Genomic DNA, 11,484 nt, shown 5'->3' on the forward strand with positions numbered 1-11,484 from the left:
TGAATTATTGAGATTAAATCCTAATAAACGTAAGTACTACCAACAAGGACAAAGGGCTATGAAGCTTATTTTATCTGCATCCTAGCCCTTTTTGTCCCCCCGTAAGATCACGGACACGACGACCATCATCATGGCGAGTGCCACTACTGATTTTGCGTCGGGTAACATACTCTCGAATATCAGCCTCAGCAGCATTGGTATGCAATGGGAGAAGAGGAGAATCAAGGACTCGAAGTAATTCCTCTTTATGGGCACAGAATTGTTTCATCGCCAAGTTCAGACCATAGTGACGATGGTAACGTTTATCAAATATCTCATCAAAGCGTTCTGTTAGTCGCTGTTTTTGGGCATCTGTTGGAGAGTCACGGTAAGCTTTAAGTTGACGGTAATACTCCCATAACGCAAGAGTAACTTCTTCAATTTCAAGGCGCTGTTGAGCCGTAACCCCTTTTAAGCTACGAATGCCTCGTTCTGCATGAACCCAGCACAAAGCATGTACCAGAATCGGAAACTGCCTCGCTTTGTCGCTAAGAATAATCATGTCTGGAGAAAGCCCATGCTCAATTGCACTACCCAACAGTGCAGCTAATACTAACAATGCACCTAGATTTAGATGATTTGATTGAACCGGAAACACCACAAACCTTTAAACCACACGGCCACACCAATTTTCATATCCTACTGAATCGGGTGATTCTCTAGCAGCACCTGTTGAAAAAGCGAATGTTTTGGCAATGCTCGATGAGGTGACAACTTTAGAAGATGTTCGCAATTTGGCATCAGATGAGGATGTCCAAAAATGGCAGAGCGCCATCGCTAACTACCTGATAAATGTCAAAGATGAGATTTCTTTAGTTAAACTGCAACGTGTGTTGCAAATGCCGATGGTAGAAGTATGGTTGGGATTATTGCTGGGTGGGTTTACATTAGAACAGCATGGTGATTTTTATCATAACCATAATGTCTGGGTGAAAAGCTCTCCTTCCTGCTACCAATAACAATACATTCGCCATATTAGAGAGTCCTGCGATATCTGTCACTGAAAGCATAATGTGAGAGCTTGGGACATTGAGGCGATCGGCTTGTTCTCTGTTTTTTTGAGGATATCTCCCGATGGTGGTTTCGATGATGTTTTGCACATCTTTATCTCTACTGACCTTGAGTTTCTCTACTTTTTCGTAAGAGTTCTAAAATTCTGGAGTTCAGTTTCTCTATGGCGATCGCCTGCTCAACAATTATGTCCACCAGTTGTTCCGGAGCTAACTGGAGAAGGGTTTCACGCTCTAATTTCAGAAGCAGGTCTTTTCCCATAATTGTGATATTCCGCCTCAGATGTCACATTTGTCAATACCTCTTGACCTGAATCCTTACGATCAATGGATTAACTTGGCAGCAGCTACAGCAGTCCAACTTTTACGTTCTTTGTAAGGATTCAGGTCTAATATTGGGGAAGCAAAGAAGGGCGAGACAGATAATTATTAGAAGCAGCAATTAGAGCTTGTACAAAAAAATCAATCACAGACCGATCTTGACGACGACAGGTTTGCACTACCGTCAACAAATTGGCAGTGTGTTGAAACCGCTCCATTGAACGGGAACCACCACTCACCTTACGTTTTGTCACAGCCAAACGCAGCGATCGTTCAGCTAAGTTGTTATCAGGGGGGACTTCAGGATTTTCAAGAAAATACCACCATTGAGAAGCTTTATCCCGTAAAGAACGTAAAAGCTGGCCTGCTGTGGCTCCTGCCTTGTCAATCCACTGATTGAGCGTTTGTTGTAACTTAGATTTGAATTGATTTACCCAGTCGTTGTAACTGGTGGAGTCAAGAGTTTCAAACCCGAAGAGCGTAATTTTTAAAGGCTTCATCAATTAAATCAACAAAAACTTCCCCAATAGCCTGGTTGTGAAGACCTGGAAGTGGGAGCAACGCGATTTTGTGAGGTCGGATCAAAAACCAGCGATCGCTAAAACTTACATTTCTGCATGAGGTGATTTTATTTGCAATTAACATACGTAATTGCACAATAAATTATCTTAATAAGATATCTCAAAAAGATTGCTAGTAAGTTATTTGACGATTATTTCCAAATATATCTGCAATAAATCTTTAAGACTTGGTATCAATTATGGCAGTAAATCAATTAAATGCCGAATTGAAGTATAAAATTTATCAGGCAGTTTGAGGTTTGATAAACGAATTAAAGATAGAATCAGAAAAATTATCCCAACTTTTAGCTATCCATTGACAACGGAGGTGCAACATAATTTCTGCGTTATCTTGAAGCCAAAACTTACTATTACCTTTCATACGTAAATTAACAACTTGAAGAATCAAACTTTCAACAGCACCACTACCAAGAGGTAATTTTAGAGACGCGACTTCGTTATACTTTAAAAGCCTCCGTCGGTAAGCTTTTAAAATATAGTTTCACTCTCGTACTAAAATTTTAAGGCGCTCTCCGTTCGCCTCAAAAATAAATTCACCCATATTTCTCATTAAATCTAGTACCTGACCTTTTTTTAAACTTTTTCGAGCCTTTTGAAACCATTGTTGACGCTCATTATTTGTGCTAAAAGTAGCATCAGCAAAATCTTGTAAATGTGACGCAGCGTGAAAAAAGTCTAATAACTGATAAGTTTCAGGTGGGCATTTTAACTTTTTGAGTAAAGGGGGAATATGTATCCAGATCCATTCTGCTCCATCCGCAATCAATAAAACCTGTTTCGCTTGACTAATACCTAAATTAACCAAGTACATTTCTAATATCTGCAAAAATCCTTGATATCCTTTATAAGTTCCATCATTGGTAATTGGAATCTCTCCATTCTTGATTTTTTCACCTTGCTCATTCACTACATAAATTGTTAATAGTTTTGGCTCAATCCATTCTCCTGTAAAGCCTACACGATTAGTCTTAACCTTACGCCTACCTTTTTTATTAATCCGAATCCGTGTACGACCGCCATCTACAGCAATAACAACACGCTGGACTTTAAGAATATTACTAGTAGGTAAACTACCAAGCTCTAAACTTATTATTTTTGATTCACGTAAATTTATACCAATTTTGCCAAAGTAATATGTTAGCCGTTCTATGCGTCTTAAGCTGATATTTATGCCCCAATCAATTAATGTTGTCCGTGCTGCCTCAAACGAGCCAGCAATTGCACCATATCGGGCAATAGTCGATAAAACTCCAGGAGTTAAACCTTCGGACATTCCTAAATATCTTAAGAATGGGCAGAATCCAACATGAGTAGATTTTTTATTTTTATTTGATTGAGTCTGACCTTCAACTACATACGGTAGATTTAAAGTTAATGCGACATTACCAACTGTTAATATTTGCCGTTTTTTACAACCGTGTTTTCGCGTTTTATTGTGCCACCATCCCTGAGTTTCCTGCATTGTTTTGTGTAAAAATTCTTGAGATTTAAACAAGTCATGAAGCAACAAAGCAATACATTCTCCTGCTAAAATTAATGCCGATTCCCTAATTTGTTTTTCACGTAATTTGAAAGTTTGTCCATTCCATTCTGGGATATTCGTTAATTCTAAAATTTTCGTAACTTTTTCTTGAAAGTGTGACACTGATTTGCTTAAATCAAAAGTACAATATATATTATTTTTCATGGTAAGCATTCCCTGTTTTTGTTTTGATGTCAGATATCAAAACCTTTACTCCAAGGGGAATCCTACCTTTTTTTGTATCCTAAAATCATCTACAAGTTTAACCAGTATTGATGCTTAATTTAAGGTAGTAAATATCCTAAGTACAGGGAAATAGGTTTTTAGCGATCGCACCTTTTTTGCTCAACCTCACCAAATCGCGTTGCTCCCCCTGGAAGTTGAATTAATTTTTTAAAGTGGCGGCGTAGATGAGCCAAACATTTCTGTTGGGCAAAAACTGGATAGCCATTGTAAACACTAAAATCGTCGGAAGAGATTACACCTTGATATTGAGTGCCTAAAATTGCTTCTAATTCGGATCGTGAACGAGTATCAGCCGCAGTAAACAGGCAGAACTCAGAATTGGCAACTACCCACAGCTATTCTTTGACTCCTTTAACTGACCAAGGTGTTTCATCCACATGAATGTTAGGTTGTGTCTGTTTTACCCAACTACTTAACTCAATAATGCTCGGTTCAATCGCTTGAGTAACTCGTTCATTAGTTGCGACTAAAGTTCCTAATCCAATATCAACCTGACTTTTCCCGTTAAGTCTCTCTAGCAAGCTGCCAACCTTCACATAGGTCATGCAATTTTAACCACCCCCGCCACAGTACCTGGATGCCAATAGGGGTTTTATGTCGATGTTCTAAGTAACCACCTAAACGAGCGATCGCTTCCACAGCCCAACTAACTGTTAATATCTTGGGTAGTTTGAGTGATTTAGCTTTCAAAATGCGAAGCTGAAGGGGATTGAGAATTTTAATAGCGTCGGCAGTTGGCTGGGTACGATGTAGATAAGCCAATTGCAATAGTTCTACAGCAATCACACTCAAAAAACCAACTAAAGGCTTCATCCCATCAGCGGCGAGTCTGTATCGTTCCACCTGACAACCCGATTTGAAAATTTTGTGATATTCTTCTACACGCCAACGGTAAGAATACCAACGTAAAATCGTAGAAGCCATCTGGATATCTGCGACAACTTCGGTAGTTAGTAACATCCACTCTACAGGCGTTTCACCCTCTGGGCAATCAACTTCCGTTGCATAAACAGCATACACCAGTAGAGGGTCACGGTTGTCAAAGCGGTAAGGAGTACGGAGATTCACGGGACAAAATCGTATAGCCAGCTTGGATTTGCGGGCAGAACGCTGGCTGGTCTGAGGTAATTCGATTTCTTTTTCAAAACTGGTAGGTTGCGCTTCTAGCTTTGACCAAAGACGCTCACTCTCGGAATCTAAACTAAGGTTATGAGCCGCACGAACGACAACTCCCGTGTGCTGAAGTTGACGGACTTTATCGAAAACTTCTGTGATATCACCTTCTCGGTCGAAAACATGAATCACTCGTGTGTGCTGACTCACAAGGTTTTCTACAGTGGTAAGTGCTTCTACCCATCTGTAAGATTCTTTTTGTTCAAAAGAGCGGTTTCGGGCTGACTTACGAGCTTGTGCTTGCCGTTTTTTCTTTTGCGTTGAGGTTTCATCTTTTGGTGGTTTTTGTTTTGGCTCTCGATTCCAAAGTTTCTGCCACAACAGACCAAGGGACTGACCTTTTTCTGGTTCTATGGCTAAAGCACTGTGTAATATTAAACCGTTACCTCCCTTACCAATCGGGCCGTAACCTTCTTTTTTAGACACAATACTGCCATAATCAAGAAAAGTAGTGTCTCCGACACACAGCACTACATCGTATTCTGCAACAGTTTCCGCTGTCATCAGACAGTGTGGCTCTATTAGTTTGGCAAATTCCACCTTGGGGTTGGCAAAAACTCGTAAGCTCTCTTGAGTACAGTTGCTCCACTGAAGATTTCTGACAGCGCCTTGCCAAATCCTTGACTTAAAGCATACCCAATTGACATTGCACGCTCATTTAATCGGCGATCGCCTAGTTCACAGGTTGCAAAATTTTTCTCCCACCAGTCCAGCATTGCTCGTCACCTTTAACACCCGATTTCAATTACTGTACCGTATATGCTGTACTGTTTCCTAAATCCTTTGTGGGCAAGCTTTTCAAGACTTAACAGGAAAAGTCAGATTCCCTACTCACCAGAGCAACTGTTGCTTAACTTCATGATTTTCCACTTTCGGTTGATGCGTCGTTGCGTTTACGAGCAGGTAGATGATATTGACCCGAATGGCACTAAGAAAAGCCGAAACGATTATGGTTAAGCAGTTTGCAATTGTTTTCGTAATTCATGCTGGGGTTTCGTCATCAAGGGGTAAATTTTGGGGCGACGTTTACAGCCTTGTGAGCAATAACTTTTAGCTTCATTGCGATAAATTCGCAGGCTTTGGTTGTAGAGGTAAGCGAACGCAGAGCGTATCTAAGAGTTGCCATGCCGTAGGCTTATCGCCTGCTCAATAGCCGTTGATGGGATAGCTGTATCCTGTCATAGCTTTTTTAAAAACCTTATTTAGGTTAAAAAGTCAATCCCATAAACGAAGTATTTATTTAGAGGTATATTTGGGATTTCAGCTAACAAGAAAAGTTTACTTCTTATTAATAAATAAAAAAGCTCCTGTTCTTAATCATAAATATCCCTGACGGGGGGATTGTAAATTATTAAATATTATGGTTTTAATTATTTAACACCTGATTTAGGAATATTTAGATACTAATTAAAAGATGGAAATAATTACTATTAGCAGTGACAATGTTACCTTTATTTATTCAACCAGTTTCAGCACATATTATTTGGTTTGACTATGAAAATGGAGAATATAACCTCTTGCTTGGGCATCCAGAAGACGGGACAGAAACTTACCAGACATCTAAATTTAAGAAAGCTACAGCTTATGATTCTAATAGGCAAATACTTCCGTTTGATATAAATCAAAAAAAAGACGGACTATCTCTAACTTCTAATAGTGAAATCACCGGATTAACTGCGTTTTTTGATAATGGCTATTATGCTAATGTAGGCGGGGAATCTCGCAGTATTTCCGAACAAGAAATTGGACAATATCAAGATGTTAGCCATTATCTGAAGTATACTAAAGCTCTTTACGATTGGTCTGACACTCTGGCTCAACCATTCAACTTGCCTTTAGAAATCATCTCATTAGAAAATCCTCTTGTAGTCAAACCAGGAGAAAACTTGAAAGTTCAAGTTCTTTATCAAGGAAAGCAAATTCCAGATGTGACAGTAGAATATTTAGGCAAAAAATTAACTGGCGACCAAGATGGTACTTATTTGGTTCCGATTGGTGATGAAGGATTACAACAAATAGAGGCTAGTTACAGAGTTGTTTCAGCTACTAGCCCTAGTATTTCTTACGAAACTGGCTTTACAGCACAAAAAACTTCTGTACCCGATCCATCGGCATTACTTGGTCTTAGCATAGTTGGATTGCTGGGATTATACAAAAAAAGGTTTTTCGCTTAAAGCTTAATTACGAATTACTCTCAATGCGCTTGGTTAAGCCAGAAAAATAAATTTGCGTAGGTTGGGTTAAGGAACGAAACTCAACATTCTCTAACATTTGTTGGGTAACACTCGTTGCCATACACAATTCAATGCCTGTTGCGCCACCACATTGCTAGAATAGCTCGTTACCTAGCAAAGGGGCGCAAAGAACTTTACTGGTACTATAAACTATATGCTACAACACCAATATTTCCGACTCGGAGTAATGGCAAGCTATCCTTGTACAAGCATTTAGGTAAGGCTGGTAGTCTTGCCTACATAAATGCCATTGAATAAATTACTGCAAGGACTAAAATTGAAGCTTTAGATCGTTCAATTGAGGCTCTCAAACAGGGTTTAGAAGATTTAGTTGAAGAAACTTCCAAATATAATAAAGAATAGCAAGTAGTTCACGGTAGATTATCGCAAACCACTCTTTCTTTTCCACATCCCGTGAAAAGTCAGACAACGGAACAACCTACAAATGAATCCTTATCAAAACCTGTCACTAGCAAAATCGGAATAAATTGAAATTTAGTCGATCAAGGGAGGTGACGAACAACTTCAAATCCATCCATTTTTGGCATCATTATATCTAGTATTAGCAAGTCAGGTGGGTCAGGGGCTGTTTCAAGGTGAGCTAGCACTGCTGCACCTGAATCAACGATTTCAATCAAACGGTTTTCTGCTTGTAAAATTGTTTTTAGAAGAAAAGAGTTATCAGCCACATCGTCACAAATCAATATACGCTTAATAACACTTTTTATTAACATTTTTTGAGAACAAGTAGCTTTTTACGCTAATTCAACTAGCTAACCGTCGGCAATTTGAAGAGTATATACACCAGGAGTAGCGGCGAATGGAAAGCTTGCAACAGCCTTTGTCTCTCATACTCCTTGATGTTGATTTCTTCAAATCTTACAACGATACTTATGGTCATCAGGTAGGCGATCGCAGACGTGGTAATTGTCAAGTAATACTATGTACAAGAGATTAAAGCTACAGATGATGGCACGTTAGCGTACCACCCCGTTTTCTAAACAGGCATTTCCTGATAGCAGTAACTACAGCGCCAGTAAAGTTCTCCCAAACGTACATGACGGAGTAAAATGTCTGAACAGTTAGGGCAAAAATGCTTACTCATCATCGGCGGGCTGTGCCTACGCCATTCCCTGTCCTGAAATTCCTTTTGTTGTCCTGACGATTTTTTAGGAGAAAGCAGAAGAGAAAATATTTAGTTCTTGAAGCCTGTTTCGCAGATATAACCCAAGTTGCTAGTTACTCTTATGAGCGTAGGCGTAGCCCGCCGCAGGCATCGCTTTCGGAGGATAATTGATAAATATTTACATTAGTTAACAATAAACTCATGGCTTAAATGATAGAATTTACTTAACTTTCAATAAGCAATCATTGCTTTTTCTTATGAAAACTCCAGAACTTCTGAGACGATACGCAGCAGGAGAACGGGACTTTAGTAACGTAAGCTTAATTCAGGTCTGTCTGACTAATGCAAATCTGATTGGGGTACACCTAAAGGGAGCGGACTTGATTGGTAAAGACTTAAAGGGAGCATATCTGACTGATGCACATATTAGTCAGGCGAAACTGAATCAGGCAACTTTTGCTGATTCACGAATGATTGAAGTATGCCTAATTAGTGCGGAAATGGTTAATGCAGACCTGAGTGGAACAGACTTGACGGGAGCAAATTTAAGTGGAGCTGATTTAAGCTGTGTCAAGCTAGGTGGAGCCAACTTGAGGGGGGCAAACTTAGGTGAGACAGACCTCACCGGAGCGGATCTTAGGGGAGCGGAACTGAGTGAAGCTAACTTGAAAGGAGCAAAGCTAGCTGGTGCAGATATGGACGGGGCATATTTAGATAAGGCAGACCTGACTGGCGCAGATATGGACGGGGCAAATATGCGGAGAGTCGGATTAACTGGAACGAAAATGCCCGATGGAACAGTTCACGATTAAGTGACTTGAGTGATTTTTAACCTAAGTTTATATATCAAGGCAATAATGGGGCTGCGATTATAGATAATTACTGCCTGACAAATAAGTTGTTTATCCAACGTTTGTTCAGGCAGTAATTAACACTATCTTAATGATGTTCATAATACCATTATCCTCAGCAACATCTGGTATTGTAACAGTAGCATTATTCAGCCTAGACAATGAAAAAATGTTGTTAGTGATAAGCTAATTGGCATTTAAGTTGCATAATCAGGGCGCTCATGTTGCTTACCCCACAAAATATTGATAAAATTTTCATCTGCAAATTAGATATGTTTTAGCTTAATAGAGATTTAGTATTTATACTCGGATAATTCAGTAACTATTTCCAGATTTTTGTATTGCTTTTTATACTACAAAATGACGTGCATAATCTGGGTTAAATATTTAGCCTCGGCGAGGGGATGAGAAATTGTTCTGCGGTGGATCGGGGTGGATGCGATTGGCTCTGCCACTGCCCCTTGGGCAATCGCTGTTCTAGCGATATCCTGATGCTAGAATAAGTCTAAAATTAAGAACATTCATAATGTTACATAGATTTCTCTTAGCAGAACGTGACGAAATTCTCACCTTGTGTTCAAAAAAGATCACGGGTCTTGGTGATTCCATGAGTTCGAGCGACGAAATGGAAAGAGGATTACCTGTGTTCTACGATGAACTCATTGAGGTATTACGTGCTGATGCTGATATAGATGAATCTAGGGAACCAGATAACAATTCTATAGAAAGTGTTCACAGAGCCGCAGCAGAGCGCCGGGGGAAAGAGTCGTTAAAACTTGGCTACAGCATTTCTCAGGTTGTTCATGGCTACGGCGCTCTTTGTCAAGCTATCACTCAGTATATTCAGGAAAATAGTAGTGAAATAACATCCCCTCGTGAATTCAATCGATTAAATTTCTGCCTCGATATCGCTATTGCTGAAGCGGTTACAGAGTTTAATCGAGGTCAGCGCGAGAATGCAGAGCGGGATGAGGTTCTACGTCTTGGATTTCTAGCACATGAGTTGCGAAATGCGTTGACCTCTGCTAGTTTAGCTTCCCAACTTATAATCACAGGGAAAGTCGGAGCCAATGGAAGTACATCTCGTATTCTTGAAAATGCCCATAAGCGTATGAGAGACATTATTGATCGTTCACTTGTTGAGGTGCGACTGCGGAACGAATCAACCGGACAATATAAGAGATGTCGAGTTATTCACCTAGTCAGTGAAGTTGAAGCTACTGCATGGTTTGAAGCAAGTGGGAAATCAATTGAGGTGCGTGTTGAGGTAGCACCGGAATTGGAGGTTTTAATAGATCGTCACCTAATAATATCTGCCTTATCGAATCTGGTTCAAAATGCCATTAAGTTCACCAAGCAGGGTGGGATTGTATGGATACGCGGTAAGGCTGTAGGTGGACGTGTTTTGCTTGAAATAGAGGATCAATGTGGAGGACTACCCCCTGGTGAGGCGGAAGAACTTTTTAAGGCTTTTTCTCAGATAGGAACAGATAAATCAGGATTGGGGATTGGGCTGACAATCTCACGACGCGCCGTATCGTTAAACAAAGGTATACTCTCAGTTCGGGATATCCCCCATCAAGGATGTGTCTTCTCAATTGATTTACCCAAAGCCTCCTCCCCTCTCCCCACTACATAATCCTCTAGCTCCATCTTCGCTGCGCTCACTTATGTAAACTCCAACTATTTTTCTAGTCTTTTTAGCTTTGGATAAAAAGAAATAATTTTATTTACTAAATCTCTATTATCACTACATATTTACCACTCCCAAAATGTTTAGACTTGCTAAAAATCAACTATATGTTGTTAGTATTTCCAAAGCATAACGGGAACTAAGGTTAAGACTCAACTATTTAACAAGGCTATAGATGTTATCGAACAGAATTCAGGAGTCAGGAGTCAGAATGGGCTAAACCTTAGCTATCCGCTAACAGAATGAATTTTGACCGAAAAAGCGGATAGCGCAGCGTTAGCGGGTCCGCGTTCGCTTTTAGCGTCTCGTAGAGAGCGTCGCGTCTTGATTCTGATTCCTGAATTCTGACTTCTGAATTCTTCTTCAATAGTTATGAGTTTACTGCTCAACCAAAATATCCACTTTATCTTGCATTTTTAGGTCGTATATCTCCAGACAAGGAGCGACATCATCATTAAAAGCTGTTATTAGATAGAAAAGACCGCACGCAGCTACTCAACTTAATTGTTGCAGTGGTTATTATTTATTTTTTTCAGCCCGGAGCGAAGATATTTAGCTAGGAAAGCCTTTTCGACAATATAGCTAGTTGTATAGTTTTGAGGGATGATATGTAGTGCTTGTGCAGTTAAATCATTTAAGTCTGATGGTTGTTCACAGGATACATATTGACCAAGCCATATAAGGGCTA

At 39.8% G+C, this 11,484-nt stretch carries 13 protein-coding genes and 3 pseudogenes; 8 read left to right on the top strand and 8 right to left on the bottom strand.

What is annotated here, in order from left to right:
- Window positions 1–70: 70 nt before the first annotated feature.
- Window positions 71–637: a transposase gene (locus HWQ42_RS13125; RefSeq protein ID WP_292812629.1), complete on the bottom strand. Its 567-nt coding sequence runs from the start codon at window positions 635–637 to the stop codon at window positions 71–73.
- 97 nt (window positions 638–734) lie between these two features.
- On the opposite strand from HWQ42_RS13125, the gene HWQ42_RS13130 reads away from it, so the two are divergent.
- Window positions 735–998, top strand: coding sequence for a hypothetical protein (locus HWQ42_RS13130; RefSeq protein WP_292812654.1), 264 nt, complete (start codon window positions 735–737; stop codon window positions 996–998).
- Between the two features lie 54 nt (window positions 999–1,052).
- Window positions 1,053–1,313 (top strand): hypothetical protein, encoded by a 261-nt coding sequence (locus HWQ42_RS13135; RefSeq protein ID WP_292812631.1) that lies wholly within the window; start codon window positions 1,053–1,055, stop codon window positions 1,311–1,313.
- 125 nt (window positions 1,314–1,438) lie between these two features.
- Here HWQ42_RS13135 and HWQ42_RS13140 read toward each other — a convergent pair.
- The 5 genes and pseudogenes from HWQ42_RS13140 to HWQ42_RS13160 form a co-directional block, all read right to left on the bottom strand.
- A pseudogene (locus tag HWQ42_RS13140) lies at window positions 1,439–1,931 on the bottom strand (transposase); the annotation flags it as partial.
- Window positions 1,932–2,174: 243 nt separating this feature from the next.
- Window positions 2,175–3,638 (bottom strand): annotated as a pseudogene (locus HWQ42_RS13145) (ISLre2 family transposase).
- A gap of 206 nt (window positions 3,639–3,844) precedes the next feature.
- Window positions 3,845–4,213, bottom strand: a pseudogene (locus HWQ42_RS13150) (transposase); the annotation flags it as partial.
- Between the two features lie 10 nt (window positions 4,214–4,223).
- Window positions 4,224–5,396: an IS4 family transposase gene (locus tag HWQ42_RS13155; RefSeq protein WP_292812633.1), complete on the bottom strand. Its 1,173-nt coding sequence runs from the start codon at window positions 5,394–5,396 to the stop codon at window positions 4,224–4,226.
- Window positions 5,397–5,413: 17 nt separating this feature from the next.
- Window positions 5,414–5,608: a transposase DNA-binding-containing protein gene (locus HWQ42_RS13160; protein WP_292812636.1), complete on the bottom strand. Its 195-nt coding sequence runs from the start codon at window positions 5,606–5,608 to the stop codon at window positions 5,414–5,416.
- Window positions 5,609–5,651: 43 nt separating this feature from the next.
- On the opposite strand from HWQ42_RS13160, the gene HWQ42_RS13165 reads away from it, so the two are divergent.
- The 3 genes from HWQ42_RS13165 to HWQ42_RS13175 all read left to right on the top strand — a co-directional run bounded on the left by HWQ42_RS13165 (window position 5,652) and on the right by HWQ42_RS13175 (window position 7,384).
- Window positions 5,652–5,849 (top strand): hypothetical protein, encoded by a 198-nt coding sequence (locus tag HWQ42_RS13165; RefSeq protein ID WP_292812638.1) that lies wholly within the window; start codon window positions 5,652–5,654, stop codon window positions 5,847–5,849.
- A gap of 485 nt (window positions 5,850–6,334) precedes the next feature.
- A complete protein-coding gene (locus HWQ42_RS13170) occupies window positions 6,335–7,066 on the top strand; it encodes a DUF4198 domain-containing protein (protein ID WP_292812657.1) in 732 nt (243 codons plus the stop codon).
- 114 nt (window positions 7,067–7,180) lie between these two features.
- Window positions 7,181–7,384, top strand: coding sequence for a hypothetical protein (locus HWQ42_RS13175; protein WP_292812641.1), 204 nt, complete (start codon window positions 7,181–7,183; stop codon window positions 7,382–7,384).
- Window positions 7,385–7,629: 245 nt separating this feature from the next.
- Here HWQ42_RS13175 and HWQ42_RS13180 read toward each other — a convergent pair whose 3' ends face one another.
- Window positions 7,630–7,860 carry a response regulator gene (locus HWQ42_RS13180; RefSeq protein WP_292812643.1) on the bottom strand — a complete coding sequence of 77 codons (231 nt, stop codon included), beginning with the start codon at window positions 7,858–7,860 and terminating at the stop codon, window positions 7,630–7,632.
- Window positions 7,861–7,946: 86 nt separating this feature from the next.
- On the opposite strand from HWQ42_RS13180, the gene HWQ42_RS13185 reads away from it, so the two are divergent.
- The 3 genes from HWQ42_RS13185 (at window position 7,947) to HWQ42_RS13195 (ending at window position 10,742) form a co-directional block, all read left to right on the top strand.
- Entirely contained in the window at window positions 7,947–8,084 is a 138-nt protein-coding gene (locus tag HWQ42_RS13185) for a diguanylate cyclase (protein ID WP_292812646.1), read from the top strand.
- A 425-nt stretch (window positions 8,085–8,509) separates the two neighbouring features.
- Window positions 8,510–9,064: a pentapeptide repeat-containing protein gene (locus tag HWQ42_RS13190; RefSeq protein ID WP_292812648.1), complete on the top strand. Its 555-nt coding sequence runs from the start codon at window positions 8,510–8,512 to the stop codon at window positions 9,062–9,064.
- A gap of 565 nt (window positions 9,065–9,629) precedes the next feature.
- Window positions 9,630–10,742: a HAMP domain-containing sensor histidine kinase gene (locus HWQ42_RS13195; protein WP_292812650.1), complete on the top strand. Its 1,113-nt coding sequence runs from the start codon at window positions 9,630–9,632 to the stop codon at window positions 10,740–10,742.
- Window positions 10,743–11,296: 554 nt separating this feature from the next.
- Here the strand turns inward: HWQ42_RS13195 and HWQ42_RS13200 are convergent.
- The coding region (locus tag HWQ42_RS13200) for a DUF3775 domain-containing protein (protein WP_292812652.1) at window positions 11,297–11,484 on the bottom strand (188 nt) is incomplete at its 5' end.

The sequence above is a fragment of the Nostoc sp. JL23 genome, from assembly GCF_017115065.1.
Taxonomy (GTDB): Bacteria; Cyanobacteriota; Cyanobacteriia; order Cyanobacteriales; family Nostocaceae; genus Nostoc; species Nostoc punctiforme_A.

Excerpts from the sequence above, each read along its gene's own strand:
- HWQ42_RS13190 (WP_292812648.1), top strand. The coding sequence starts at position 8,510 with ATGAAAACTCCAGAACTTCTGAGACGATACGCAGCAGGAGAACGGGAC.
- HWQ42_RS13160 (WP_292812636.1), bottom strand. The coding sequence starts at position 5,608 with ATGCTGGACTGGTGGGAGAAAAATTTTGCAACCTGTGAACTAGGCGAT.
- HWQ42_RS13170 (WP_292812657.1), top strand. The coding sequence starts at position 6,335 with ATGTTACCTTTATTTATTCAACCAGTTTCAGCACATATTATTTGGTTT.
- HWQ42_RS13155 (WP_292812633.1), bottom strand. The coding sequence starts at position 5,396 with ATGACAGCGGAAACTGTTGCAGAATACGATGTAGTGCTGTGTGTCGGA.
- HWQ42_RS13195 (WP_292812650.1), top strand. The coding sequence starts at position 9,630 with ATGTTACATAGATTTCTCTTAGCAGAACGTGACGAAATTCTCACCTTG.
- HWQ42_RS13180 (WP_292812643.1), bottom strand. The coding sequence starts at position 7,860 with ATGTTAATAAAAAGTGTTATTAAGCGTATATTGATTTGTGACGATGTG.
- HWQ42_RS13130 (WP_292812654.1), top strand. The coding sequence starts at position 735 with ATGCTCGATGAGGTGACAACTTTAGAAGATGTTCGCAATTTGGCATCA.
- HWQ42_RS13165 (WP_292812638.1), top strand. The coding sequence starts at position 5,652 with ATGCTGTACTGTTTCCTAAATCCTTTGTGGGCAAGCTTTTCAAGACTT.
- HWQ42_RS13185 (WP_292812646.1), top strand. The coding sequence starts at position 7,947 with ATGGAAAGCTTGCAACAGCCTTTGTCTCTCATACTCCTTGATGTTGAT.